Annotated in this window: 24 protein-coding genes; 6 read left to right on the top strand and 18 right to left on the bottom strand. The window is 64.1% G+C overall.

The features are described from left to right. Window positions 1-42 precede the first annotated feature (42 nt). From tssA to R9B84_RS02230, 9 genes are all read right to left on the bottom strand, one after another. Window positions 43-1,164, bottom strand: coding sequence for a type VI secretion system protein TssA (gene tssA, locus R9B84_RS02270; RefSeq protein WP_423759054.1), 1,122 nt, complete (start codon window positions 1,162-1,164; stop codon window positions 43-45). 53 nt (window positions 1,165-1,217) lie between these two features. Further along, window positions 1,218-3,887, bottom strand: coding sequence for a type VI secretion system ATPase TssH (tssH, locus tag R9B84_RS02265; RefSeq protein WP_423759053.1), 2,670 nt, complete (start codon window positions 3,885-3,887; stop codon window positions 1,218-1,220). Between the two features lie 43 nt (window positions 3,888-3,930). Beyond that, window positions 3,931-5,031, bottom strand: coding sequence for a type VI secretion system baseplate subunit TssG (gene tssG, locus R9B84_RS02260; RefSeq protein WP_423759052.1), 1,101 nt, complete (start codon window positions 5,029-5,031; stop codon window positions 3,931-3,933). Continuing rightward, window positions 4,995-6,830: a type VI secretion system baseplate subunit TssF gene (gene tssF / locus R9B84_RS02255; RefSeq protein WP_423759051.1), complete on the bottom strand. Its 1,836-nt coding sequence runs from the start codon at window positions 6,828-6,830 to the stop codon at window positions 4,995-4,997. Before tssF ends, tssG begins: the two co-directional genes overlap by 37 nt. A 76-nt stretch (window positions 6,831-6,906) precedes the next feature. Further along, entirely contained in the window at window positions 6,907-7,392 is a 486-nt protein-coding gene (tssE, locus tag R9B84_RS02250; protein WP_006477092.1) for a type VI secretion system baseplate subunit TssE, read from the bottom strand. 62 nt (window positions 7,393-7,454) lie between these two features. After that, window positions 7,455-7,958 (bottom strand): Hcp family type VI secretion system effector, encoded by a 504-nt coding sequence (locus R9B84_RS02245; RefSeq protein ID WP_006477093.1) that lies wholly within the window; start codon window positions 7,956-7,958, stop codon window positions 7,455-7,457. A gap of 70 nt (window positions 7,959-8,028) precedes the next feature. After that, on the bottom strand, window positions 8,029-9,519 hold the full coding sequence (tssC, locus tag R9B84_RS02240; RefSeq protein ID WP_006477094.1) for a type VI secretion system contractile sheath large subunit: 1,491 nt from the start codon (window positions 9,517-9,519) through the stop codon (window positions 8,029-8,031). Window positions 9,520-9,534: 15 nt separating this feature from the next. After that, window positions 9,535-10,050 (bottom strand): type VI secretion system contractile sheath small subunit, encoded by a 516-nt coding sequence (tssB, locus tag R9B84_RS02235; RefSeq protein WP_006484395.1) that lies wholly within the window; start codon window positions 10,048-10,050, stop codon window positions 9,535-9,537. A 44-nt stretch (window positions 10,051-10,094) separates the two neighbouring features. After that, complete coding sequence (locus R9B84_RS02230; protein WP_423759050.1) at window positions 10,095-10,730, bottom strand: tetratricopeptide repeat protein; 636 nt, start codon at window positions 10,728-10,730, stop codon at window positions 10,095-10,097. Window positions 10,731-11,104: 374 nt separating this feature from the next. Here R9B84_RS02230 and tssJ point away from each other — a divergent pair, with 374 nt between their 5' ends. The 3 genes from tssJ to icmH all read left to right on the top strand — a co-directional run bounded on the left by tssJ (window position 11,105) and on the right by icmH (window position 13,944). After that, on the top strand, window positions 11,105-11,716 hold the full coding sequence (tssJ, locus tag R9B84_RS02225; RefSeq protein ID WP_423759049.1) for a type VI secretion system lipoprotein TssJ: 612 nt from the start codon (window positions 11,105-11,107) through the stop codon (window positions 11,714-11,716). Between the two features lie 102 nt (window positions 11,717-11,818). Continuing rightward, window positions 11,819-13,165, top strand: coding sequence for a type VI secretion system baseplate subunit TssK (gene tssK, locus R9B84_RS02220; protein ID WP_423759048.1), 1,347 nt, complete (start codon window positions 11,819-11,821; stop codon window positions 13,163-13,165). After that, window positions 13,162-13,944 (top strand): type IVB secretion system protein IcmH/DotU, encoded by a 783-nt coding sequence (gene icmH / locus R9B84_RS02215; protein WP_423759047.1) that lies wholly within the window; start codon window positions 13,162-13,164, stop codon window positions 13,942-13,944. Before tssK ends, icmH begins: the two co-directional genes overlap by 4 nt. 116 nt (window positions 13,945-14,060) lie before the next feature. On the opposite strand, the gene R9B84_RS02210 is transcribed toward icmH, so the two are convergent. The 3 genes from R9B84_RS02210 to R9B84_RS02200 all read right to left on the bottom strand — a co-directional run bounded on the left by R9B84_RS02210 (window position 14,061) and on the right by R9B84_RS02200 (window position 15,310). Continuing rightward, the gene (locus R9B84_RS02210; RefSeq protein ID WP_423759046.1) at window positions 14,061-14,402 is read right to left on the bottom strand and encodes an immunity protein Imm33 domain-containing protein; all 342 of its coding nucleotides are present in this window, start codon (window positions 14,400-14,402) and stop codon (window positions 14,061-14,063) included. Window positions 14,403-14,437: 35 nt separating this feature from the next. Further along, complete coding sequence (locus tag R9B84_RS02205; protein ID WP_423759045.1) at window positions 14,438-14,755, bottom strand: DUF7716 domain-containing protein; 318 nt, start codon at window positions 14,753-14,755, stop codon at window positions 14,438-14,440. Between the two features lie 105 nt (window positions 14,756-14,860). Continuing rightward, window positions 14,861-15,310, bottom strand: a complete 450-nt coding sequence (locus R9B84_RS02200) for an Imm10 family immunity protein (protein WP_423759044.1) — start codon at window positions 15,308-15,310, stop codon at window positions 14,861-14,863. A gap of 168 nt (window positions 15,311-15,478) precedes the next feature. Here R9B84_RS02200 and R9B84_RS02195 point away from each other — a divergent pair, with 168 nt between their 5' ends. Further along, the gene (locus R9B84_RS02195; protein WP_262540554.1) at window positions 15,479-16,279 is read left to right on the top strand and encodes a cystine ABC transporter substrate-binding protein; all 801 of its coding nucleotides are present in this window, start codon (window positions 15,479-15,481) and stop codon (window positions 16,277-16,279) included. A 59-nt stretch (window positions 16,280-16,338) separates the two neighbouring features. Here the strand turns inward: R9B84_RS02195 and R9B84_RS02190 are convergent, their stop codons facing one another. Both R9B84_RS02190 and R9B84_RS02185 read right to left on the bottom strand, forming a co-directional pair. Continuing rightward, complete coding sequence (locus R9B84_RS02190) at window positions 16,339-16,542, bottom strand: hypothetical protein (RefSeq protein WP_047899640.1); 204 nt, start codon at window positions 16,540-16,542, stop codon at window positions 16,339-16,341. 363 nt (window positions 16,543-16,905) lie between these two features. After that, the gene (locus tag R9B84_RS02185; RefSeq protein WP_423759043.1) at window positions 16,906-17,448 is read right to left on the bottom strand and encodes a hypothetical protein; all 543 of its coding nucleotides are present in this window, start codon (window positions 17,446-17,448) and stop codon (window positions 16,906-16,908) included. Between the two features lie 408 nt (window positions 17,449-17,856). Between R9B84_RS02185 and R9B84_RS02180 the strand changes: the two genes are divergently transcribed. Both R9B84_RS02180 and R9B84_RS02175 read left to right on the top strand, forming a co-directional pair. After that, a complete protein-coding gene (locus R9B84_RS02180) occupies window positions 17,857-18,942 on the top strand; it encodes a sensor histidine kinase (RefSeq protein WP_423759948.1) in 1,086 nt (361 codons plus the stop codon). A gap of 1 nt (window position 18,943) precedes the next feature. After that, window positions 18,944-19,678, top strand: a complete 735-nt coding sequence (locus tag R9B84_RS02175) for a LytR/AlgR family response regulator transcription factor (RefSeq protein ID WP_423759042.1) — start codon at window positions 18,944-18,946, stop codon at window positions 19,676-19,678. A gap of 166 nt (window positions 19,679-19,844) precedes the next feature. Here R9B84_RS02175 and R9B84_RS02170 read toward each other — a convergent pair whose 3' ends face one another. The 4 genes from R9B84_RS02170 to R9B84_RS02155 form a co-directional block, all read right to left on the bottom strand. Further along, a complete protein-coding gene (locus R9B84_RS02170; RefSeq protein ID WP_083214384.1) occupies window positions 19,845-20,102 on the bottom strand; it encodes a PAAR domain-containing protein in 258 nt (85 codons plus the stop codon). A 14-nt stretch (window positions 20,103-20,116) separates the two neighbouring features. Beyond that, window positions 20,117-21,460 carry a virulence factor gene (locus R9B84_RS02165; RefSeq protein WP_423759041.1) on the bottom strand — a complete coding sequence of 448 codons (1,344 nt, stop codon included), beginning with the start codon at window positions 21,458-21,460 and terminating at the stop codon, window positions 20,117-20,119. 134 nt (window positions 21,461-21,594) lie between these two features. Then, window positions 21,595-23,901 (bottom strand): T6SS effector phospholipase Tle3 domain-containing protein, encoded by a 2,307-nt coding sequence (locus R9B84_RS02160; RefSeq protein ID WP_423759040.1) that lies wholly within the window; start codon window positions 23,899-23,901, stop codon window positions 21,595-21,597. Between the two features lie 19 nt (window positions 23,902-23,920). Next, entirely contained in the window at window positions 23,921-26,671 is a 2,751-nt protein-coding gene (locus R9B84_RS02155; protein WP_423759039.1) for a type VI secretion system Vgr family protein, read from the bottom strand. Window positions 26,672-26,844: the final 173 nt, after the last annotated feature.

The following is a 26,844-nucleotide window of genomic DNA, read 5'->3' as shown; positions in this document are numbered from 1 at the left end:
CACTCGACGGGCGGCCGCAGCGATGCGCCGCCCGTTTTGCGCTTACGACTGCTCGTCCGGCCGCACGCCCAGCAGCTCGCGAATATGCGACAGCGAGCCGTCGTCCTTCACGACGCTCTCGAGCCACTTGTGCAGCGGCATGTCGGCCCATTCGGCCGCCTTGTCGGCGAGGTACGCGACCGGGCTGTGCGGCTCGGTCTGGCGGAAATAACGCGCGACCGCACGCAACTGGTCGACGGCCTGCGCACGGTTCTGGATGCCGGCGATCATCTGCGTCACCGGAGGACGCGGAGCGGTCTGCGACTGCACGTGGGTCTCCTCGGTCTGGATCGGGTTGCCGAACACCGGCTCGACGCGCTCGGGCTGCGCCTGCTGCGCCGCTTGCGTGTGCGGCGCGCTGCCCGTATAGCCCTGCTCGCGCGCAAAGCGCTCCGCGAGCCGGTACACGGTCTCGAACGCGTCGCGCGCCTGCCGGAAGCTCGGCGCCGAATCGCCCGCACGCTCGACGAGCCGCTCCTCGAACGCGTCGAGCGCGAATTCGAAGGCTTTCAGGTTCGCCAGCAGTGCCGTGTAGAACGCGATCGACGTCACGCGCCGCGACGCATCGATCTGGTCGATCGACGGCTTGCCGCGCGCGATGTCGTCCGCGTGTTCCGGGTCGCGCTTGATCGACTGCGCGACGTGCTGCGCCACTTCCCAGTCGAGCGTGCTGAACGCGTTCGACGCGCCGTCCGTCATCGGCACCGCGCGCAGCAGCTCGGCCGTGCGGCCGGACAGCCACGCGACGTTGCCGAGCCGGTGCTCGGTGTCGCCGTCTTCGGGCAGCGGGTGCACGGTGTCCCAGAACTCGCGGCACAGGCCCTCGAGCAGCGCATAACCTTCGGTGAGGCCGGTGATGCCGTCCTCGAGCGCGAGCGCCTCGGTCAGCCACACGGCGAGCCGCAAGTCCTTCGTGCGGGCGCGCAGCAGCTCGCCCGCATGGTCGACAACGAAGCCCCAGTCGGCCTCCTTGATCTCGGTCACCCATTCGCCCTGGTCGAGCGTCGGATCGTCGTAGCGTCGCGCGTCCTGGATCGCGTCGAATTCGTTCGAAAACAGCAGGTCGTCGCCGCTGGGCGACGCGTCGCTGATCGGCGTCAGCAGCTCGGGGAGATTGATCGGCATGGTTCAGTGAATCCGTTGATGCATCAGATGTCGTGCGCGGCTCGTTCGACCGCTCATTCGACCGTATAGGCGAATTCGCCGGCCTCGTCCGCGCGCACCGCGATGCGCGCGATGGCCGCGCCGTCGGCGATCCGGCCGAGCACGTGGCCCGCGATCTCCGGCAGCAGCGTGCCGTTCAGGATATGGTCGACGTTGCGGGCGCCCGAATCGACCTCGGTGCAGCGCGCCAGCACCGCCTCGACGAGCGACTCGTCCCACTCGAAGGCGGCCTTGTGATTCGCCTCGATCCGGCGGCGGATCCGCTCGAGCTTCAGCTCGATGATCTCGGCCAGCACGTCGTCGGAAATCGGATAGTACGGCACGACCTTCATCCGGCCGAGGAACGCGGGCTTGAACGTCTTGTACAACTGCGGGCGCAGCGTCTCGGCGAGCGCGTCCGGATCGGGCAGCTCCTCGGCCGGCTTGTTCAGGCACGCCGCCATCACCGCGGTCGAGCCGACGTTCGACGTCAGGATGATCAGCGTGTTGCGGAAGTCGATCTCGCGCCCTTCCGCGTCGTCCATCGTGCCCTTGTCGAACACCTGGAAGAACATCTCGAGCACGTCCGGGTGCGCCTTCTCGACCTCGTCGAGCAGCACGACGGAATACGGGTTGCGGCGCACGGCCTCGGTCAGCACGCCGCCTTCGCCATAACCGACATAGCCGGGCGGCGAGCCCTTCAGGCCCGACACGCTGTGCGCTTCCTGGTACTCGCTCATGTTGATCGTGACCATCTTGCGCTCGCCGCCGTACAGGATGTCGGCCAGCGCGAGCGCCGTCTCGGTCTTGCCGACGCCCGACGGCCCGACGAACATGAACACGCCGCGCGGCTTGTTCGGATCCTCGAGGTTCGCGGTCGCCGTGCGCACGCGCTGCGCGATTGCGTCGAGCGCGTGGTCCTGGCCGATCACGCGTGCGGTCAGCAGCGGCTGCAGGTTCAGCACGGTGTCGATCTCGTCCTTCACCATCCGGCCGAGCGGAATGCCGGTCCACGCGGCGACGATCTCGGCGACGACATGGCCGTCGACCTGCTGCGGCACCATCGGCTCGCCGCCCTGCAGCGCGTGCAGCGCCGCGACGCGTTCGCCGAGCTGGTCGCGCGTCGCCTGCACGTCGACCGGCTGGCCGTCTTCGGACGGGCCGCGCGCGTTGTCGAGCGTGTCGCGCAATTCGGTGATCTCGGCGACGATCGCGCGCTCGGCTTCATAGCGCGCTTCGTCCTTCGCGAGTTGCTCCAGCGCCGTGTCGCGCGCGCCGCGCAGCTCACCGAGCCGCTCGTCGTGCGACGCGCCGCCCGCGGCCTCGCGCTCCAGCGACGCGATTTCCGCGTCGATCCGCTCGATGCGCTTCTTCGTGTCGTCGATCGCGGCCGGCGTCGCGCTGTGTGCGAGCGCGACCTTCGCGCACGCGGTGTCGAGCACGCTGATCGCCTTGTCGGGAAGCTGGCGGCCGCTGATGTAACGGTGCGACAGGCGCACGGCCTCGGTGATCGCATCGTCGAGGATCCGCACGTTGAAGTGCTTCTCCATCAGGCCCGACATGCCGCGCAGCATCGCGGCCGCGAGCGGCTCGCTCGGCTCCTCGACCTTCACGACCTGGAAGCGCCGCGCGAGCGCCGCGTCCTTCTCGAAGTACTTCTTGTATTCGCTCCACGTCGTCGCGGCGATCGTGCGCAGCTCGCCGCGCGCAAGCGCCGGCTTCAGCAGGTTCGCGGCATCGTTCTGGCCGGCCTGGCCGCCCGCGCCGATGATCGTGTGCGCCTCGTCGATGAACAGGATGATCGGATGCGCGCTCTTCTTCACCTCGTCGATCACGCTTTTCAGCCTGTTCTCGAACTCGCCCTTCACGCTCGCGCCGGCCTGCAGCAGCCCCATGTCGAGCACGTGCAGCGCGACGCCGCGCAGCGGCGGCGGTACGTCGTCGGCCGCGATCCGCAGCGCGAGCCCTTCGACGACGGCGGTTTTGCCGACGCCGGCCTCCCCCGTCATGATCGGGTTGTTCTGGCGGCGGCGCATCAGGATGTCGATCGCCTGGCGGATCTCGGCTTCGCGGCCGATCACCGGATCGATCTTGCCGTCGCGCGCGCGCTGCGTGAGGTTGGTCGTGTACGTGTCGAGCGCGGGCGTCTTCGACGGGCCGGCCGCGGGCGCGGCACCGTCGGCGGCCGGCGCCACGCCGCCGTCGTCGGTATCGGCCTGGCGCGGCTCGGCTTCGCTCGACCCGGCGACGATCTCGTCGAACTTGTGCTTCAGGTCCGTCACGTTCACTTCCGCGAACTGCGACGACATCCGCTGCGCGAACTGCGCGAGATCCGGCGCGGTCAGCAGCGCGAGCAGCAAGTGCCCCGACCGGATGCGGCCGAGCTGCGAATCGAGCGATGCGATCAGCCACGCCTGCTCGAACAGCGCGATCAGGTGCACCGAAAACACCGGCGTACGCGTGTTGCCGGTTCTCAGGCGCGTCAACTCGCGCTCCAGATCGGCGCGCAGCGCATGCGGATCGACGCGGCTCGCGCGCAGCGCAAGCGGCAGGTCGCCCGCCGGCTCCTCGAGCAACGCGAGGAACAGGTGCTCCAGATCGACCTCGTAGTGGCCGCGCGCCAGGCACGCGCTCGCCGCGCGCTCGGTCGCGTGCCGGCACAGCGGGTTCAGTTTCGTGATCAGGGTCTTCAGAGGCGTGCTCATGGCGTCGATCTCAGGTTCGATTGCGTGTTGTTGTCGTTCGGAATCAGTGAATCACGTGCAGTTCATAGCGGGCGTCGGAACGGTCGTCGATCGTGTCGCGCGTGCAGAGGAACGCGTCCCAGCCGAGCCGCGAGCCCGCGCCGAGCACGCTCGCGCCGACCTCGGTGCGCTTCAGCACCAGCTTCACCTCGTATTCGAGCGTGACGCCAGCGAGCAGCGTCAGCATCCGTTCGAGCGCGACGGCATGCGCGCCGCCGGGCAGGAACGCCTCGTAGTCGCGCTTGGACAGCGGGCCGACGACGATCCGCGCGCGCATGTCGCGCTGCCAGACGCGTTCGCCGACGAGCGCCGTCGCGCCGAGCACCGCATTGACTTCGCCGAGCACGCTCAACTGGTCGGGCGGCACGTCGTACCACTTGCCGACGAACTGGTCGATCTTCACCGGCACGCGGAAGTAATCGGACAGCGTGCGCTGCAGGTACGCGGCCGACATCGGCCGGTGTCGCGCGGCCAGCGCATAGCCGGCAACGGCTTCGTCGAGCACGCCGCCCGCGCCGGCCGCGAGGCTGTCGCGCACCTCGTCGCTCGGCACGCCCGCGATCGCGAGCAGCAGCGGCAGGTAGCGCTCGTCGCGGTCGAGCTCGTAATGGAACGGCAGCCGGTATTTTTTCCACGCCGCATAGAACAGCGCGGTCGCACGGTTCGAGAACACGTCGAAGAACGCGCGCGCCGCGTGGTCGCGCTTCAGGTGCTCGCGCGCGACGATCTGCTCGGTGTAGTGCAGCGGCAGCGCGCCCTGCCCGCCCAGCAGCCCGAAGAACGCGGGCGTCAGCTCGACGTGGCCAAGTTCGCCGGCCGCGAGCGCGGCGCCGCGCTGCTCGCCCGAGTCGAGCAGCGCACCGTCGTCGTCGAACGAGCGCGCGCCCTCGATCTCGCTCGGCGGAAAACCGAGCGACAGCGTGTTGCGGAATTCGATGCGCTGCGCGACGACGTCGCCCTGCCGCCATGCGCCGGGCGCATCCGACGCCTGCCGCGCGAACAGCCCTTCGAGCACGCGCACCGCCTGGAAGAACTCGAAGCGGTGCGGCTCGTCGAGCAGCGCGTCGACTACGCCAGGATCGATTCGCCGGTCCGGGGCTTGCATCGGATGATCTCCTCGCCGGTGCGCTTCGACACGACGACTAGTTGAACGAAACTGTTGAGGTGGACGTAAAGCCCGAAGAAGCTGTCGAGCACACGCACGAACGACGCGAGGCTCGCGCCGACGAAGTGCTCCTCGTCGATCGTCAGGCGGATCTCGATGCCGCGCACGAAGGTCGCGAACGGCTTGCCGGGCAGCCACTGCACGGCGCCGCGCTGCTCGACGCCGGCCAGGCCGTCGATCTGGCGCATCGACACCGCGGTGCGCCGCAGGTCGTACAGCGTCAGCATTTCCTTCAGCGGTGCGAGGCCGTGCGCGACCAGCGACACGTGATTGAGCGCGAGGTGCGACACGAGCCGCCAGTGCGCGGCGCGGCCGCGCTCGAAGCGCACGCTTTGCGTCGGGCGGCGCAGCATCGAGATGCCGCTGGTCTGCGCGCCGCCTTCCTGGAACAGGTCGCCGCCCTCGAGGCCGAATGCGAGCAGCGCCGGCAGGTCGCGGTTCGTGCAGGAGAGGTCGAGGCTCAGCGTGTCGGTTTGCGGCGACGTCGGCTCGAAATCGATGTCGACGATCGAGATCTCGGTTTCGTAGCCGGGGCTCTTCTGCGCGACCCAGTCGTTGCGGCGCGCGAACCAGTAGTGACCGATCCGCGCCGATTCGCCGTGATGCAGCGAGTAGAACGGCCGGAACTCGATCACCGATTCCTCATGCGCCTGCTGCCTGACGAGCTTCACCGAATCGATCGAGTACACCTCGTACGCGAACGCGCGGCGCGCCTCGGCGATCACCGGGTACGACACCGCGCGGTGCGTGATGCGGATTGGTTCGCCGTGCTGGCGGAACAGGTTGACGATCGGCGTGCAGAACAGCCGGAAATGGCTCGCCGTCAGCAGTTCGAGCAGCCGCGCGACGTGCGAATCGTTGCGCACGTCCTGCAACACGAGATGCAGCGTCGCGCGCTGGCAGCGCCCCGACGCGCGCGCGATCGCCGCGAGGTCGAAATCGACGAAATCGAACTTGTCGGGGAACGCGAAGTATTCGGTGAGCAGGCGATACGCGGGATGCGATTTCGCCGGGTAATCGATCAGCGCGTCGCCTTCGTCGAAGCCGGCCTGCGCGATCGGCAGCTTGCGCAGCGCGGTCCAGCGGCCGTTGCGTTCGGGCTCGACATACGCGCCGAGCACGTTGACGAACAGGCAGTCGGTCAGCGCGGCGACGAACGACTGCTCGCCGTGCAGGTGCGCGCGCAGCGTCGGCACCTTCAGCGCACCGAGATCGAGCTGCGCGGCGAGCGATTCGAACGTGATCGAGATCACGCCCGTCGCGTTGGACGGCAGCACCGTCGCGCTCGGCGCGAGCGCGACCGGCGTGTAGCGCGCCTCCGAAATGCGGATCGGCGCGAGCGTCACGTCGTACGCGGTGCGGAACCGGCACTGCACGCCGCGGATCGGGCGGCTCTTCAGCTCGGTGCCGCGGTCGATCACGACCGGTTCGGTCTGCTGGCCGGGCGACGCCGGCGTGAACTGCGCGATCGAGCACGACGGGAACGGCCGCAGGTAGTGCGGATACAGCACTTCCAGCAGCGCTTCGGTGAATTCGGGGTAGTCGTCGTCGAGCTTCTTGTTGATGCGCGCGCCCAGCAGCGCGAACGACTCGATCATCCGCTCGACGTGCGGATCCTCGCAATGCTCGCCGGACAGCGCGAGCCGCGCCGCGATTTTCGGATAGCGTTCGGCGAAATCTCGCGAATAGCGCCGCAAAAACGATAATTCGCGCTCGTAATACGGCAGCAATTCTTCCATCGACGACCCCGAACCTCAATATTTCCTGCCGGACCTGATCAACCACCGGGCGGTCCGGCCCGCTCGGCGGCTTGATTTACTGCATTCTCGCGGCGCGTGCGCGCGTGACCGAATACTGCAGCGTCGACGGCTGCAGCATCGCGTCGAAACTCACCGGCTCCTCGGCCGGGTGCACGACGAGCAGCGCCTGGATCGCGAAGTAGAGCGCGTTGGTCGCCTGCTCGTTCAGCTCGAACGTCACCTGAACCTGCTGCAGGCGCGGCTCATGGCGCGCGATGGCCTGCTGGATCGACTTGCAGATGAACGCGCGGTCGTAGTGACTCGCGAGGCTCAGCCCCGCGAAATCGTTCAGCCCGTAGGTCAGCACCGATTTCTGGCATTCCGGCAGCGCGGCCAGCTCGTTCTCGGTGTGCGCGATACGGGTGTTGAGGATCGCCTCGACGTCGCGGGCGACCGTGTTCTTGAGCTCGTCCAGCGACAATTGCCGCATCGCTGCCGAGGCCGGCAGGTGCGGTTCGTCGTCGAACAGCTTGTCGAGAAAACTGGGTTCGAATCGTTTCATCGGCCGGCGAAAACTGCGAAAACGGCAACGGGACGCCGCGCGCCCCGTTGCCGCAACCGACCTTAGACCGCGTAGGTCTTGTCGTTCTTCGTCAGACTCCAGGCGCCCTGCGTGTTGCCGCCCTGGTTGCCGCCGATCTTCTGCTGGGTTTGCTTCCACTGCACGGCCGCGTACTTCAGCGAGAACGTCTCGAGCGGCAGACCTTCTTCGCGAACGCTCGGGGCGATGCTCGAGATGATCACGTACTTGAGCTTGACTTCCAGATACTGCACGCGCTTGCCTTCACCGTCTGCGCGCGAGAAATGAACCGTCACTTCGTCGAACGTGGTGCCGCCCGAAGCGTGCTGGTACAGCAGCGGGCTCGACGAATCGATTTCCTTCGTGAAAATCATGTCGCCGTGCTCGCAACGCGTCATCGTGTGACCGCCAGCGGTCGATGCGGTTGCCGAACGCGGCTGAACGATCGAGTGATCCCACGATTTCAGTTCGATCCAGCCCTGATGGTCTTTGTCCGCGGATTCGCCCTTCACCGCCGGACTACCAAACTGCAAGTGCATATGTAACATGGCCCTTCGACTCCCCAAAGAGGTGGTTTTAACGTCCTACCCAGGCGGCCCGCCCGGGCGATTTACTCGCTTATGAATTTGCCGGTTTGGGCAGATCAGCGACAAGCCGCAGAGAAATCGAGAGTTCGTCGAGCTGAAAGTGCGGGCGCAGGAATGCGACCGAACGATACGAGCCCGGCTTGCCCGGAATCTCCGACACTTGTATGGATGCCTCGCGCAGCGGGAATTGCGCTTTCTGTTCCTGCGAGGCGTTATCGTCGAGCAGGACGTACTGCGAAATCCACCGGTTGAGGAAAGTCTCCACGTTCTGCGCCGATGCGAAGCTGCCGATCTTGTCCCGCATCATCGCCTTCAGGTAGTGCGCGACGCGCGATACCGAGAAGATGTACTGAAGCTGGGCGGACAGGACGGCGTTCGCATTCGCGCTGTCGGTGCTGTATTTCTTCGGTTTCTGCACCGACTGCGCAGCGAAGAACGCGGCGTAATCTGAATTCTTGCAATGGACGAGCGGGATGAAGCCGAGGTCGCTCAGCTCCTTCTCGCGGCGATCGGTGATCGCGATCTCGGTCGGGCACTTCAGCGCGACTTCGCCGTCGTCGGTCTTGAACGTGTGGGTCGGCAGGTCCTCGACGAGGCCGCCGCCTTCGACGCCGCGGATCGCCGCGCACCAGCCGAAGTCGTCGAACGCGGCCGTCAGGCGTGCAGCGAATGCCCACGCGGCGTTGCACCACAGGTACTTGTCGTGATCGGTGCCGTCGACGTCCTCGACGAAGTTGAAGTTCTCCGCGGTCTGGCCGTCCTTCGGATTGAACGGCAGGCGGCCGAGGAAGCGCGGCAGCGTCAGGCCGACGTAGCGCGAATCTTCGGCGTCGCGGAACGACTTCCACTTCGCGTATTCGACGGTATCGAACACCTTGCCGAGATCGCGCGGCTTGCCGAGGTCCGAGAACGACTCGAGGCCGAGCAGCTCCGGCGACGCCGACGCGATGAACGGCGCGTGCGCGGCCGCCGCGACGTGCGACATCTGCTCGATGAAGTACATGTCTTCCGGCTGGCGCGAGATCTCGTAATCGCCGATCAGTGCACCGAACGGCGAGCCGCCGAACGTGCCGAATTCTTCTTCGTAGACCTTCTTGAACAGCGCGCTCTGGTCGAACTCGCTCGCGCCCTTGAAATCGCGCACGAGGTCGCGCTTCGGTGCGTGCAGCGCCTTGATCTTGATCGTCTGGCCCGTATTGCTTTCCTTGACCAGGTAATCCATCCCGCGCCACGTGCTTTCGAGGCGCTGGAATTCCGGCGCGTGCATCACCGCGGAAAGCTGCGTCGAGATCAGGCGGTCGAGTTCCGCGACGCGCGCGTCGATCGTCGCCGACAGGTTGTCCGACACGATCACCGTGCCGTCGAGCACCTGGTGCACGAGTTCGCCGATCAGGTCCTTCGCACGCGCATGCTCGGAATCGGATTTCGCGACCTTGCTCTTCTCGACGATGTCGTCGAGCAGCGAGGTCCCTGCGGCGTATTCCGCGCCGCTGGCTTGGGCCGCAGCCGTTTGCTGGTTCATCTCAACACTCCGTCGTCATTCGCCGTCTTTGTCGCCGCCGGTGCCCTTGGCGAGCTCCTGCAGTTGCTGCGTGTTCTTCAGCACCTCGGACAGCAGATCCTCGAGCTTGTCGTTGCCGGCGAGCTTGTTGCGCAGGTCGGCAAGCTTCGAGCGCGCCTCGAGCAGGCGGCGCAGCGGCTCGACCTGTTCGACGACTTCGTCCGGGCTGAAATCCGACAGCGAGCGGAACTTCAGGTCGACCGCGAACTTGCCGCCTTCCGGGCTCAGGCGGTTTTCCACCTGGAACGCGGCACGCGGCTCGATCGCCTTCATCACGTCGTCGAAGTTGTCGCGGTCGATATTGACGAACTTGCGGTCGCGCAGCTTCGGCTGCTCGATTTCGGACTGACCCGCCAGATCGCCGACAACCCCGACGACGAACGGCAGTTCCTTCACCTCGATCGCGTCGCCCTTCTCGACCTCATAGGTCAGCTGGACGCGCGGCGGCCGTATTTTCTGCAAGCTTTTCTGAATGCTTTCTTTCTTGGCCATCTCGACGGCTCCCAGGTTAGTTGTGGTTATCGCGTCAGTTGCGGTCAGTTGCGCAGCGCGCCGAACGGATCGCCGCCGCCCTTTTGCGTTGTGGCGGGCGGCGTCGGTGCGGTGGCCGCGGCGGTGGCGGCCTCGGCTGCCGGTGCAGCGCCGCCCTTCGGACGATGGACGATCCGGCGCGGCGGGCGCGGCTTCACGGCCTTCGTTTCAGGCGGGAACAGCGCCGATTCGCCCAGCGTGTCGCGCAACTGCTTCGCGAGCGCCTGCGCATCGGACTTCGCGTCGCCCGCGAGCGACGAATCCTGGCGCAGCTCGCCGAGCGACTGCGTCGCGATCCGCAGGCCGGCGACGGCCAGCACGCTCTTTGCCTGACGGTCGGTTGCGTCGCGCTGCAGTGCTTCCTGCGCGGCGACGATCGCCTGGCCGTAGTGGTTCTGTGCGAACTGGATTTGCGCGATGCGCGACCACGGTTCCTCGCGCGTCGGGTCCGACTTCGCGAGCTGCTGGTACAGGCCGAGCGCCTTGTCCTGGTCACCCGCCTTCGCAACCGCATCCGCATCGGCCAGCGACTTGTTGAACACCTCGGCAGTCGGCGGCGCGGGAGGCTGGCTCGCACAGCCGGCGATCACGCCGCAAGCCACCACTACCCCAGACAGTTTTGCGAAAAGACGGTCTTTCATCGTTATATCCACCGGCGCGTGAGTTTTAAAATCGTTGAGAATCTGGTTCTTTTGCTTTGCAAGAAGCGCGCGGGTATAGTACCGATCAATTTTTCATAATTCAATCGTCGCGTGAAGAGTAATTCCTTTTAAAACCGGGCGCTACCCCCTCGAATGGCCTCTCGCCATGGGCTCGCGGCGGTTTTTCTTTCGGCTGGAATGCGCAAGTTTTACTGGTTGCGCGACGCGCCGCCCGGGCGGCGGAAAAAATTTCCGGGCGCTTGCCGCGACGCAGGCGTGCTTAATAGTTGAACGGTGCAATGCCGGGGATACGCGGCGAACGCGGAAATACCCGGCAGTTTTGACAGGGATAAAGGCGGCACGCCGGAAACACGATGAGATCGTCCATGATTCGCTATGCGCTGCTGGTGGTTGCCTGCGCGCTCCTGGCCGGTTGCGCGGCCGCCCCGCTGCTCGGCTCGGCCGCAAGCGCCGTGATGTCGGCCGCCGGCATCGGCAAGCCCGAAGTGCCCGATGCGCAGAAGCCGCCGCGCAATATCGGGCTCACGCTCGCTGCCGCGCCGAACCTGAATGCCGCGACCGACCACAAGCCGCTCGCGCTCGTCGTGCGGCTCTACGCGCTGAAGGATCCGACGTCGTTCCAGCAGGCGCCGTTCGACGCGTTCACCGATCCGACCAAGGAAAAGGCCGCGCTCGGCGCCGACCTGCTGAATGTGCGCGAAATCACGCTGATTCCGGGCCAGCGCTATACGGCGACCGAGAAAGTCTCGCGCGAAGCGCAGGCATTCGGCATCGTCGCGCTGTTCCGCGATCCCGCACTGCAACGATGGAAACTGACATTCGATCCGGTGAAGTCGGAGAAATCCGGCATAATCATCGGCCTGCATAATTGCGCGATGACGGTCACCGATGGCACCGTGATCGCACCGCAACAGGGTGCGCCTTCGCAACCGCTGAATATGCTTTCTTCGGTCTCCTGCGGTTAAACATGACGCACGAATGTCAATTAACAAGAGTTAACAATTGGCGAGTTAATTCGGGTTCGAACAAATCGATTACATCGCAACGCCACATTAACCGGATTTGACATGAGTTATTCGGCCAAGGTGCTGTGGGGGGAAGGGCTGTTCCTCCGGCCTCAACACTTCCAGCGACAGGACGCGTACCACGAGGCGCGCCTGTTCGAATCCATCCAGGCGATCCAGCCGTACAACTGGGGCGTGCGCTCCGTGCGCATCGACCGCGACGCACTCGGCAGCAACGTGCTGCGGGTTGCCGAACTCGCGCTCGTGTTCCCGGACGGCGCGCTGTATGCCGCGCCGCAGGCCGACGACCTGCCGCCGCCGATCGCGCTGGACACGCTGCCTGACGGCATCAACGAATTCGTGTTCTATCTCGCGCTGCACCCGCAGCGCGAGAACGGCACCAACTACAGCGACGATCCGGCCGCCGGCTTCATGACGCGCTTCGTCAGCGAGCAGACGAGCGTCGCCGACAACTTCACCGACGCGGCCGAAGCCGACATCACGTTCCTGAAGACGCAGGTCAAGCTGATCGCGCACAGCGAACCGCGCGACCAGTTGCTGTCGGTGCCGCTCGTGCGCGTGCGCCGCACCGCGACGTCCGGTTTCGAGATCGACGACAACTTCGTGCCGCCGTGCCTCGCGATCGACGCGTCGCCGATCCTGCACCAGCGGCTGCGCCAGCTGGTCGACGCGCTGCAGGCGAAGGTGAATGCGCTGTACGGCTTCCACCGCGAGCCGTCGAAGAACATCATCGAATTCCGCTCGGGCGACATCGCGTCGTTCTGGCTGCTGCATACCGCGAACGCCGCGTTCGCGACGCTCGCGCACCTGCACCAGCACGCGGCGCTGCATCCGGAGCGGCTGTTCCAGGAACTGCTGCGCCTCGCAGGCCAGCTGATGACGTTCTCGAAGGGCTACACGCTCGCCGACCTGCCCGTGTACCGCCACGACGATCCGGGCCCGAGTTTTGCGCGTCTCGACCTGATGCTGCGCGAGCTGCTCGATACCGTGATCTCGACGCGCTACTTCGCGATCACGCTCGACGAGGTGCGTCCGTCGTTCCACCTCGGCCGCCTCGATTCGGGCAAGATCGACGACAAGACCGAGTTCTACCTGGCGGTGTCCGCGGACATGCCGAGCGTCGAGCTCGTCGATGCGGTGCCGGCCCGCTTCAAGGTCGGCGCGCCCGACGACGTCGACAAGCTCGTGCTGTCGGCGATGCCCGGCGTGCGGCTGTCGTACACGCCGCAGGTGCCGCCCGCGATTCCGGTACGGCCCGGCGCGTGCTACTTCTCGCTCGATTCGCGCGGCGCGCTGTACGAGCGCATGCTGCAGGCCCAGTCCGCGATGATCTACGCGCCGACTGGCATCAATGACCTGAAATTCGAACTGATCGCGGTCACATCATGAGCTACGCGCCTTCCCTGTTCGGCGACAACGCGCCGGCACCCATGCATACCCCCGCGTCGACGGACTCCGCGTTCCAGGCCCGTTCGCTGCTCGACCTGCTGTACGACGGCTTCTTCATGCTGTTCCTGCTCAAGAACGGCCGCGAGCCGGACAGCGCGAGCGAGTTCAGCACGCGGATCCAGGAATTCCTGTCGGATTTCGAGCGCGGCGCGAAGAAGCTGAATATCGCCGCCGAGGATGTGTACAGCGCGAAGTTCGCGTTCTGCGCGGCCATCGACGAGATGGTGCTGTCGTCGCAGTTCAAGATCCGCACGGACTGGGAGCGCCGGCCGCTGCAGCTCGTGCTGTTCGGCGAGCAGCTCGCGGGCGAGAAGTTCTTCCAGTATCTCGAGGAATGTCGTGTGCAAGGTGCCGCGCGGCTGCAGTCGCTCGAGGTGTTTCATATGTGCCTGCTGCTCGGTTTCCAGGGCAAGTATCTGCTCGAAGGGCCGGAGAAGCTGGCTTATCTGACGGCGCGGCTGGGCGACGAGATCGCGCATATGAAGGGCAAGCGGGCGCCGTTCGCGCCGCATTGGCCGTTGCCGGATCAGATTGCGCACCGGTTGAAGCGCGAGGTGCCGGTTTGGGCGATCGGGACCGTGTTCACGCTGGTGGCGCTGCTCGGGTTCCTCGGGCTCAACACCTACCTGAAGGACAAGACGCTGCAGGCGCTCGCACCTTATTCGCAGGTGATCAAGGTGGGCCCGGAGTCGGCCAATTTGACGATTTCGTTGCCGTAAGCAGCGCAGGTTGCTCGATGTGGAAAAGGACCGCCAGGCGGTCCTTTTTCGTTGTGGATCGTCACTTTCGGTCGTGGGGGTTCGCTGCGCGCGCACGGCGGTCCCTCATCGGCGGGCTAATCCATCCAGACGTCTTCGTAGCCCGCATCGTCGATGATGAATCGCGCGCCGGGCGGCAACCTCAGATACGGTTGCACCGACGGCAGGTAAGTCGGCAGATGCGCGGCATGCAGCGGCTGATAGAAATCTGCTGCGTCGGAATACTCGCCGCAATGGAAAAACCAGCCGATGTTGTCGCCTTCGGATCGTGCGATACGCGTGCCGTAGACCGGCATCCTGCCAAGCGTCGACATGGCGACGGCGACCATGTCTTCCGGTTCGACGGCGGGCAGGCCGTACTGCGCGCAAACGGCTTCCTGACGCGTACGTAGTGCCGCCTGATCGTCCGTCGTGTTCATTTCATTCGCATCCTGTGGGCGTGGCCTGCGTGTCGTCAGAACAGAATGAAGGCGTCGTTTTCGATGTAGAACACGAACGCGTCGAACAACTGGGCCATGCTCGGCTCGTCGATCTGGTCGTGCGCGTTGATCACGATGTCTTCGATCGTCGCGCTGTCCAGCGTGATCTGCCAGCCGGATTGCCGGGCGATGTCGGGCACCGCGATCTCGTCGTCGCCTCCGGTGTCGTCGGAGAATGCGCCCTCCGTATCGAGCGTCCAGGGCATCGGCGGCAGGTAGAGCCATCCGGAGAAATCGCCGGGGCGTTCGAGAATATGTTGCAGCGGCACTTCGGTTGTGGAGTCGGTCGACATGGGTATTGCTGTGGTGTCCGGGATGATTACGTTGCATCGGCCGCGAGATCCTCGCGGCAGGCCGTGATTATGCCAATTCCGCGTCCGCCCGCTTCCCGGTGCGCGTCAATCGATGCACAGCCTCGTCGGTGTTCCCGCGAAGATCGCCGTCAGCCCCTGCTTTACGTGTTCGAGGCTGTCGGTCGCGCGCACCACGATCGTGACCAACCCCAACCCTTGCGCCCACGCCGCATCCGGCGCCAGCTCGATATTCAGCATCTCGCCGCGCAGGGACACGGATTCGACGCCGCCATAGCCGGCGACACCGTTCTCGCAGACTTCCGTGTAATACGTGTCGAGGCCGAGTGCTTCATCCTGCTCGCCGTCTTCCGTTCCACGCTGAAGGATGACGTATTGCGTTGGCGGATCGCGATCCGCGAGGCCGACGACGTGAACGCCGTCCTCGAACGTGTAGGTCGCGACGTCGGCGAAGAACCGGAAATCCATGTCGATCTGCTCCTGGCCTGATGGCTTCGACGCCGCCGAACCGGCGGCTTTCGTCAGATTATTCCGCATACGCCATCACGTCACCGGGCTCCGATGAAATCGATCGCAATCAGGGCCAATTCGACTTTCGGCGCGGCTCGGTTGCGAGTAGTGTCTACGTGTCCGTATTGCGGCCCACCGGGCCCGGCCGGTGCGCGGCGCTCACGACAACACCATATTGAACACTGGAGATCTGCGATGAAACGTTCGAAGTTCCTGCTGTCGGGCCTGCTGCTCGCGTCGGCCCTCGGCTTCACGGCCGTCGCCGCGCACGCGGACGACCTGCTCGATTCGGTGAAGAAAGCCGGCGTGCTGCGCGTCGGCCTCGAAGGCACGTATCCGCCGTTCAACTCGCGCGGCACGTCGGGCCAGCTCGAGGGTTTCGACGTCGACGTCGCGAACGCGGTCGCCGGCAAGCTCGGCGTGAAGACGCAGTTCATCCCGACCGAATGGAGCGGCATCATCGCGGGCCTGCAGGCCGGCAAGTTCGACGTGATCGTCAACCAGGTCACGATCACGCCGCAGCGCAAGGAAGTGCTCGACTTCAGCCAGCCGTACACGTACTCGGCCGCGCAGCTGATCCAGCGCAAGGACGACACGCGCAACTTCAAGTCGCTCGACGACTTCAAGGGCAAGAAGCTCGGCGTGACGCTCGGCACCAACTACGACCAGATGGCGCGCACCGTGCCGGGCATCGAGGTGCAGACGTATCCGGGCGCGCCGGAGAAGCTGCGCGACCTCGCCGCGGGCCGGATCGAGGCGACGCTCGACGACCGCCTGATGCTGCCGTACATGATCAAGACGTCGAACCTGCCGCTGCGCGCGGGCGCGGTGCTGAACGGCGGCAAGCAGGAAATGGCGATCCCGTTCCGCAAGGGCAACCCGAAGTTCGAGAAGGCGATCAACGACGCACTGGAATCGCTGCAAAAGGACGGCACGCTGAAGAAGATCTCGATGCACTGGTTCGGCAGCGACGTGACCGTGCCGGTCGCGCAGTAAGCGGCCCGGCGTTTCAACGCGTCACGCCCTTCGTCTCGATGAAGGCGTGACGCTTCCTCTCAGGCCGCTTCGTCGAAGCGCGCCAGCAGCATCTGGCCGATCGGCGTCAGCGCCGGACGCGCCGCCACCGCGTTCATGCGCACCTGCGTATCGACGACCAGCCGCTTCTCGACCAGCACGGCGAAGGCCGGATTCGATTGATCGACGCTGTCCGGCGTACGCGCAATGCGCAGCAGCATCGAGAATTCATGCGGACTCAACATGGTCCCTGTCTCCTGATCGTCCGCGATCCGATGCGAACCGGCGTCGATCCTGTTTTTGAATGAAATGGTGGAATGCATGAACGGTGCGCGGCCGGGAGCGAGATCCCGGTTGCCCGCCCGCGACGCGGGCACGTCGTCGGAAGCAGGTTGCGCACGCCCCGGTTCCGGCGATGCCGCCGCGACGGGAACGTGCAACCTTATGGGCGCATCGTGACGCGACCGTGACAGCAAAAACGGGGGCACAACGGCACGCGTCACCGCACGTTCGGCCCGATGCCGCCCCGCTGGCCGATGACGAACTGCATCGCGCTCGTGGCCGCCAGTCGCGCGCTTTCCCGCTTTCTGCTTTCGGTTTCGCGCCCGTCAGCGCGGATCGACCGAATACGGGATGCCGCTACGCGCCGATTCGCCCGCATGGCGCATGCAGCGCACGACCACGTTGACCGCACGCCCGAGCGGCATCCCGACCAGCACGCCCCACACCGCGAACGACAGCATCACGAAGCCGCTCGCCGCCGCCCACGGCTCGCGGGCGGCGACCGCGTAATGCATGCAGGTTTCGGCGACGAAGGTCAGCATCAGCGTGACGAGCAGGCTCGCATCGCCGGGCAGGCGCACGCGCAAGCCCGACGGCGTCGCACGGTACACGAGCCGCCAGCGGCTCGCATGCAGCCAGCCCAACGCGGCGCCGGTCAGGACAGCAGCCAGCGCGATCGCATTCACGTCGATGCCGGCGTGCGGAAAGCGTCCGTTCAGGTTGACGATGCCGAGCATCCCGAACGCGACGGGCGAGATCAGCGGTCGTGCCGCCGGCACCTCGCGCGGAAAACAGCGTTTGATGCCGATGTAAAGCAGCACGCAGAACGTCATATATACGTAAGTCTTCAGGTGAAAGAGCGTGGACATGGTCGGATCGCCTGATCGGAGTGGACACGGTTACACCGTACTGCCCGGTCCGTGCCGGCGGCGCGGCTTGCGACGGGATGCAGGAATTCGCGGACGAACTGCGCATCGTGGCGACGGTCGTTCGGCGAGCCGGGAAGATTCAAGCTTCATCGAATCCGGCAACCCGCAACCTCCGAAAGGCCCCGCTTCGACGACCGATCGGCGTTTCGGGCGCGGCGCGAAACCGGCGCCGCCCGATGTCCTTCCGCAACGCGTTCCACTACACTCGTGAAGGAAACCGGCCAACCGTCGGCAGCCGATGCGCTTCGTCGAAGCCGTGCGCCGTTCGTCGCAACTCGCGCGCCGTCAGCGCATCCAGCGGTAAGGTCAGGCCATACGCGCATCGCGCGCCCACACTCACCCGACATCATGCGAGCCACGCCCGACACTTCGCCGATTCCGCCGCCGCCCGCTGGCCGCGCGCCGCGATGGCTGCGCGCCCCGATGGCGCTGCTCGGGTTTGCGTGCTTCAACTCGGTCGTCGGCCTGGGCTTCTGGGTCATCCATTTCAACGAACCCGTCGTCCCCTACCTCGTCGTCGCCAACACCATCGGCTTCTGCGCGGTGCTGTTGAGTGCTGCCGCCAACCGGCTGCTGCCACGCGTGTCGGGACTCGCGCTGAAGGCCGTCGTGATCGCGCCGGTCAGCGTCTTCGCCGGTTTCGAGATCGCGGCGGCGATCGTCGGCGGGAAGGTGCCCCATGTGTTCGGTTCGGCACGCATCGTCACATGGGACAGCTACGGGCCGTCGTTCCTCGTGTCGGCCGTCCTGTTCGTGTGCGTGTCGCTGTTCCTGCAGTCCATGCGCATGCGTGCGACGCTCGAAACCGAACGCCGCGAAGCCGCCGAAGCGCGCCAGGCCGAGACGGCCGCGCGCCTGGCGCTGCTGCAGGCGCAGATCGAGCCGCATTTCCTGTTCAATACGCTCGCGAACGTGCAGAGCCTGATCGAGCGCGATCCGGCGCGCGCGACGACGATGCTCGACAGCCTGAACCGCTACCTGCGTGCGAGCCTCCGGCGCACGCGAGATGCGACGTCGACGCTCGGCGAGGAACTCGAACTCGTCGAGGCATTGCTGAAGATCGCGTCGATCCGGCTCGGCGAGCGGCTGTCGTATGCGATCGACGTCCCGGCGGATCTGCACACGTTGCCGTTCTCGCCGCTACTGCTGCAACCGCTCGTCGAGAATGCGCTGCTGCACGGGATCGAGCCATCGATCGACGGCGGCGTGATCGTCATTCGCGGACGGATGCGACGCGACATGCTCGAATTGAACGTGATCGACACGGGCGTCGGCCTCGGCAAAGGTGACACGCCCATGCATGGCGGCGTCGGGCTCGCCAACGTCGCGGCGCGCATCAGGACGCTGCACGGCGAGCGCGGCCGCGTCACTGTCGGGACGAATGCCGGCGCCGGGCATGGCGTCACTGCCACGCTGCTGATTCCGATTGACTGACATGCCGACCGCCCTCATCGCCGACGACGAACCGAACCTGTCCGCATCGCTCGCACAGCGGCTGCGGCAGCTCTGGCCCGAACTGGAGATCGTCGCGATGCCGCGCAACGGCGTCGAAACGCTGGCCGCGTTGAACGCATCGCCTCGCCCGGACGTCGCGTTTCTCGACATCCGGATGCCCGGCATCGACGGGTTGAAGCTCGCTGCGCTGGCACCCGACGTGCATGTCGTGTTCGTCACGGCCTACGACGAATATGCGGTCGACGCGTTCGATCGCGCGGCGGTCGACTACCTGCTTAAACCGGTGACGGACGAGCGGCTGTTGCGCTGTATCGCGAAGCTTCAGCGCGGCGGGCCGGCCGTCGCGCACGCCGATGCGCTCGCGCAGGCGGCGCAATCGCGAGACACGGCGCCGATCCGCTGGCTGACCGTGGGCGTCAAGGATGCGACGCGACTCGTATCGGTCGACGACGTGCTGTATTTCCAGGCATCGGACAAGTACACGGAAGTCGTCACGGCCAATGAACGGCTCGTGATTCGCACGCCGCTGAAGGAACTGATGCAGCGGCTCGATCCGGAGCGGTTCGCGCAGGTGCACCGCGGCGTGATCGTCGCGTATGCGGCGATCGATCGCGTCGAGCGTGACCTGCTGGGACGGTTGCGGATTCGCGTGCACGGGCAGCGGGAGATGCTGCCGGTCAGTCGCGCGTATGCGGGGTTGTTCAGGCAGATGTGATCGATGTTTGGCTGGGGCTTGCGCTACGGGATGATATGCCGCCGGAACGAGCGAACGTTGAAACGATGAAGAACTATACCGGCATCGCGTAGCCCCTCGTTCGACCGCGTGGCGGGTACCCCCGGAACCCTCCGCCACCGCAACGCAATTGTCCGGACAGTGCGAATTACGAACGTCCCGACGTCGGCAACGAAGAAATCAGAACGGCGCCGCATGACGTCTTGTGGCCTTCAAATGCAGCATGCGCACCCTCGATGTCGAACTGCCCATCCCCCTCGACGACAACGCACGGACCATGTAACGGACATGTGCAGCGGTCACCGACCCGCGCAGGCGCGCGTCCCATCACATCGCTGTTTGCCGCACCTGTCTCGACATAGCCGCCGTGACTATGGACGTCGCCCACTCGAATGATCCCTCGCATGGTCTGCTATCCGATTAGTAGGAGTAACCCTGCACGCCGTAGTCCGTATCGTGACGACGGCCCCACCACGGCAGATAGGCATTGTTCTCGCCTCGCGCGCGGAACCAGTCCTTGTCCGGGTCGATCGGCGTGACTTTCGACGGCGGCACAACCACCACCGCCGTCGGGTGCTGCGCATCCGTCGTCCCCGCAACCAGCACCTTCTCGCCGAGGTGATTCGCGCGCCCGATCGCCAGCACCACATCCGTCAACGCCGTACCCGCTCCCATCGGGCCCAGCAACGCCGGCGTATTGAACGTCTGCTTGCTGAAGTTGTAGTCCGGCAGCACTTCGGTCAACGTCTGCGACAGCGCACCGATCCGTTCCGATGCCGCTTCGCCGCCGCGCCCGGCGTCATGCACCACATAATTCAGCGACGGCACCGTCACGCCCGCATTGCGGGCAGCGCCGTCAATCACGGCTTTCCACGCCTGCACGGCCCGTGTGGTGCCGGCCATCGCCTCGAAGTCCTTGACGTTGCCCGTCGCCGCGCGACCGATCCATGCAAGCGGCTCACGCTCCGTCTTGAAGTTCGGCCCGACCAGAAACAGCACAACCATGTTCTCGTTGATCTGCGCGTCCTTCGGCGGGAAGCTCGGCGCGTCCCAGTTCATCACCCATGCGCTTTTGTCCGGGTTGGCCTGCAGGTAATCCAGCGCGCGGTTCAGCGATGTGAAACCGGCGTTCGCTCCGCCTTGGTTGACGTGGACGTCGGGGGGGGTGTTTTTGCTCCAAAGATCGGTGAACTCATCGTTTCCAATATTGAATTCACTGATGATGCGTTTCTGCAGATATGCCTGCGCCTCGCCAGCGTCCAGCCGATCCGGAACGGAAAACTCCACACGGATACCAGCCAATTCCCGCCAATCGCTCTTACTCTTGGACTTGACCGTGTAGAAATATTTGGCGTTCATCACATAGCGATCACCAAACAGCCCAAGCAATTTACCGACGTATTTGTGATAGAAGCCTTTGAACGTCTCTGTTCCTTGATTGCCATAGGCTACCCCTGCGACTGATTGAAGTGTCGTAAACGACTTTGGATCTGTACGGACCATGTCGTCGTTTTTGTTTGGCTTGGCGAGCCCCATGGTCCATAGAATCTGCCATTCCGTTGGATAGTCGCGCCGCTGCAACGGATTCAGCCACTCCAGTCCGACAACCTGCGCCGTGAACGGTGTCGCACTTTCGTCCGCATTCAGAGCAGCCGCATCTTTCTGCTTCGGGGCAGCCGCCTGCGCGGGCGCCGCCGCCATGATGGTTGACACAACGAATGCCAGAACCGCCACCAAAGATGGCACTATCAATAGCCGTTTCATCCAATCTCCAGTATTCAAACCGCCCGCAGGCGTATGCCCGGCGGACGTACCCAATACGTACATGCTACCCATTGCGATCACCATCATTACAATGGCTACAGCCAGTCTACGGGGCCATGACGAGATCAACCCAATCATACAACCCCTCCAATTTTCAGAAAGAGCTCGTTTTCACGCTCATCTACGATTTTCTCCGGCCGGTGAGATTCAGCGTCATCGCGAATCCATCTGGACAGCGAGTGCTGCGCCAGCGTGCCAGATTGGAAGTACTCCGAATATTTATTATTCGAATGATTGTCTGGCATTTCTTCCCCAAATCGCCAATCCGCTTCGAGCCGCAATTCGGTCAAATCCTTGGGCGACAAGTAGCACAACCCGATCGCCACGTCGTACGCCAATGCTTTCTGCGCATGATCCGGATTCGTCATCGTGGTCGAATGGTTGGTCGGGTTGTTTAATTTGCCCCCATCGAGAATCTCGACTACCTGCTCGTTATGCCAGTCCTTGTAGCCTTCCGGTGCGTCGCTTTTGCCATCCTCACCGATCACGTTGCCATTGTCGTCCACCCACGCCTTGCGACCGTCACGACGCGCACGCATGCGCAGGATCGCGCGATCCTCGTAACGTTGCGAAGCTTCGCTCCCGACATCGCCTTTCGCTACATCGTCGGGCGACTGCGATTGGTAAGTATCGTAGGGATCATCGGATTTCTTGTCCGCCTTTTGGGCGTTCCGAGCCGCAGCGGGTGTATCGTAGCCGTCGTTGAAATCGCTCTCGGCGTTACCATCCTTTATCAGGATCGGGTTATGCGGATCATTACTTCGGAACGTCTGCGGCGCGAACGGCTCGTCGAGCGCTGGCGCGTTTGCAGTCACCGTCCAGTATTTCGGAGGATCCGCATTGACAGGAAACATCTTGAAACTCGATGTCACCAGCGTCACCAGGTAGAAAACCGGTGCGGAAGCCGTGGTGAAGAGCTTGGCGATCGGATTCTCGTTTCCGCTCCACGCGCGGACCAGACCAAATTTTGCCGGCGGGGAAGGCGGAAACCAGAAACCGGGTGTCGTGCCCTCCTTCCCATGACGCCAGTCATTTTCCCAATAGTGATAGTCGCGAATTTCACCCACCTTCCAGTGCGTCGCAAACACCCGCTGCGTGAGCACGCCTTCCGCACCGATATCTATCAGCTCCTTCGACGGCTCTTTCTTGTCGTCGTCGATATACCCGAGCCCGCGCCATCCTATTCCCTGAACCGTTACGGCGGAAATCACCTGGTCGTGAGGGCAGCAATACAGCGTCACGCGACCATGGGTGTAGCCGTTCAAGCCGTGTGACTTCCGATCGGCATCGGCAGAATACGGTTTGCCTTTCTCCGATGTCCTGCAATTGCCCATCTCTCTATCGAGCTTGTCCGAAGGCATTTCGAACGCAGAGCGGGCACGAATGATGTCGAGAAACGCGCGTAGTGTCTTTGTGCGAGCCTCATAAGTCTCGCGGCCACGCCGGTGTTTGGAATCCTTGATATCCCGCTGAGCCCAGGTATCCATTCCCGTGTCGGTATTGGCGACGCTATAGGGAGGATTCGCCAGCACATAGGCATCGGCGACGCAACGCCCCGTGTTGCCCCAGCGGTCGGTCACCGCCTCCAACCGGTCGCCGAAGAACGCCGCCGTCAATCCGACCATGTTCCCCTGACTGTGGCACACGATCGTGATCGGCACGTTCGCCTGCTTCTTGCGAATCGATTCCACCAGTTTGGCCAGACGCAGCGCGGCGAGGACCCCGTAAGTACGTGGCGGGGTTCGATACAGTGGGCGTGTCGTTGGATTCAGCGCCTGTACAGAAATCCACCCGAATATCCGGTCGTCGAGCCCCTCGTGCCACAGATCCGGCAAGCTCGAACAACCGTTCGCAAACGGGCCGCCGCCCCAGTAGTTCTTCTCGTTCAGAAATATCTTGTCCCCGTACTCCTTCAACTCCTCCTTGTTGGCCTTGTAGCCCCAACGGAAGTGGATTACCGGGGAAAACGAAGGATCGGGTTTAATATAATTTCCAGCCCACAACTTGGGATTCAGGAATCCGTCCGGTGTCAGACTATCCGTATATTGAACGGGACTCATCTGACCGCCAATCACGCCCTTGTGACTCAACTGATCATCGAGCCGGGCGAGCCGTCGGTTCAATCCCTTGCACAAACCCTCTTCCGCGCCCTTGTACCATTCACCCTCCGAATTCACGCCGTGCACGAAAATGATTACGCCAGGCAGCGGCTGCTGCTTCACGCAGATCAGTTCGTTTTGCATATCGAAGAGCGTCGGCCCCTGGCCTTCGCCGATCACGATGCTTGGCGGATCACTCGCGTTTGCAGCAGCATTGCCACCCGCAGCCGGCGGCGCGCTGGGCGACGAGGGGCCCAGCGGATTCAGAAATGAATCGGTCATGTGTTACTCCCCGGAATGCTCAGATATTTTTCTTGATGAACTGCACCGCCAGTTGCTCGAACTGGTTGCCGTTGATTGGCGGCAGCTTGCCTGCCTCATCGGTTTTCTGGCCCAGCAGGTCGCCGGACATCTTCTTGACCTCGGCATCGAATCCCGGTGCAGGCTGCCCGTCCGTCGCCCTCACCAGCTTCGGCACCCGCCCGAGCGGCGAGTGGCTGAACGCCGGCAATTCGCCGCTCATGCTGGCGGGACCTTGCCACGAGTGGCCGGCCGACTTCACCGTGAACGTTCCGGGGCAGCCCAATTCGATGTTCGCGCCGTCCAGCTTCAGGTAAGCGCCACCGGACGTCATCAGCACGACCTGGTCCTTGCCTAGCACCGACGCCTTGCCGCCCGCCGCCGTCACCTGGAAATTCTTCGCGGAATCGATCTGCGTATCGTCGTTCTGACTTTGCATCAGCAACTTGCCTTGATTGGCGATCGTCGTGATGCCCGCACTTTGGGCGAACAGCCACAGCCCGTTGCCGGCCTGCATGTTCAGTTTCTGGCCGCTCGTGAATTGCAGATGGTTGGCGGCAACCTGATCGATGTTCTCGCCCGCGTAGGTCACGTGCGTTTTCGGCGTGATGTTCAACGAACCGGCCTGCGCACCGAATGCCATCAGCGCCTGCGAAGCACCGTTGCCACCGGTTCCCGGCCCCCAGTTCTTGAACGCGGCGGAGAGCGTCGACTGCCCCGCCGTGTCGGTCGCTTGCCCGCCGTGCTGCCCCGCATAATCGCCAAGCGATTTGAACAGATCCGTGCACTGCTGGAGCAACTGGATCAGTTCGTCACGATCCAACTGGCCGCCGCTCGCCTGGGTACGCGCGTAGGTCGTCAACAGCATCCCCTGCGCGGCGCGCAATGCCGCAGCGGCATCGGTCCGAAGTTCTGCGCCCTGGCCGCGATCGGCGCCTTGCCCGTTATCGCGCGGCTGGGTCAGATACCCGAGATTCAACTGGGAATGAGCGTGCTCGGACGCCAACTGCGCACTGATTTGCTGCGGCGTATCGTCGAGTCGAAGCTGGTTATACCGTTGCCCGCTGATCTCTTTCGTCTTGATGCCGGTCAGGTAGCGGTTACCGGGCAAACTGCCGGTATGACTGAATGACGCCGGCATGTTGGCGCCGTTCGGCAAGACCCCGAGGATGATCAGGCGATCGGGATCGCCGCCCAGGCAGCCCAACAGCACTTCGGTATTGACGCGCGGCAGGATGGTCTGGCCGAAGGTCGGCCCCGCCAGGCTCGATGCGACACGGATCGGCGCGCTGTCACCCAGGTTCCCGTTCGTACCCGCACCTTGCGCATGTTTATGATCCGCCGAGTCCTGGCCCAGGATCATCACGTACACGCAGCCAGTCTCGTCACAAGTGACTTCGTCCGATCCGCTTCCGACCACGCGCCCCGTGATCAACGGCGTGAGCGGCAAATCGATCTTCGTGTCGTAGATCGGCGTCAGCGGCGTGCCTCGCGGCACACACGTGAACTGGTTCTCGTAGCGCGTATCCTGATCGGCCGGATCCTGGTTACCCGTCAGCAGCGGCTGCTCGAGCGAGTGACTGGTCGAGAACAACGTCTGCGCCCGTTCGCTCAGTTCCTTCGGCAGGTTGTTCCACACGTTGTGATGCAGCGACGTGATCACGAACTGTCGCTGCTCGGCGGGTCGTGCATTCCAGTCCGAATCACCCGTGATCGTTACCCAGGTGCCGATCTGGAGATCGCGGATGCCACTCTTGCCGTCGTAACGAACCGCGTGCGCTTCGCGCGCCAGAATCCGGTCTTCGGTGATCCGGTCGAGATCCGCCCACGAGTCCGCCACGTGCGGACTCTCGATCACGATATCGGTCAGCAACTGGGCCAGATCGTTGCCGGCTTCTCCCTGGTCGAGGCCTGCCGGTCGGCTCGATTGGTCCACGTTCGCCTTCCGGTAATCCCATGTCGGCCGGCTTGCTTCGCCCGAGATCAATTCCTGACGCATGGTCAGCACCGTGATCGTGTCGCGCTCCTCGGTGCCCGCATCGCGCGGGTGCAGCCGCACCGTACCCGATGGCCCTTCGGACAGCTTGTGCGGATCGTCGCAGAACACCATCGTGTGCACGGGCGGCTCACCGTCTTTCGACTGGCCGCTCGCCCGCCCGGGATGGACGAACATCGTGATGCCGTCGCGGCGCAAGAGTCGCGACACGAAGCGCGCATCCGACTCGTTGACCTGACGCATGTACGAACGCTTCGGATACCGGGACAGATTCAGTCCCGACAGATCAAACTCGAATGCACGGGCGAGCGTCTGGCTACGCTGCCGCCATTCGTTGAGCACGACGTTGAGCACGTCGATCACGTTGACGTTGCGGAAAATACGGGAATTGGTGCGCTTGTGGAGCAGATTCACCGCATCGGTCACGGTGAATTGGTAGATCGTGAGCTCACCATCGGATCGTCCGACCTGAACCGCGCTGATGATTGCGTTGATTGCGTGCTTGCCGCCGCGATCGGTGACCAGCCCGACCGATACGGGTGTACCGATAAAAAGCTTGGGCGAGAGGTTTCCGTTTTGCGAAACGCAAGTCAGGCGGCCATCGATGCCGGTCATCATGCTTTCGCGGATACTCACATGCTGCAAGGCAAGCTGCGCGCCCAGGTCTTTTTGTGAAGCACCCCAGTTCAGTGTCACGGGGCGCCGATTCGTATCAATCCCCGATACGAAATTGCGGAACGCTTCTCGGATATTCACGACGGTCTCTCAGTTTGATTCGTTATGGCACACGAGCTTCGGCTACGCTGTCGCTGTTTCGCGCGATTTTATCAAATTGTCATAAAAACAAGGTTGTCTCCCCCCGAAATTGACAATATTCCACAGAGCGCTGGCTCTAACGCACAAGACGGCCGGCGATACACTCGCAAATC

Source organism: Burkholderia sp. NLJ2 (assembly GCF_049487195.1).
Taxonomy (GTDB): Bacteria; Pseudomonadota; Gammaproteobacteria; order Burkholderiales; family Burkholderiaceae; genus Burkholderia; species Burkholderia pyrrocinia.
The sequence above is the reverse complement of the archived record's forward strand: the minus strand, read 5'-3'. Positions and strand labels throughout refer to the sequence as shown.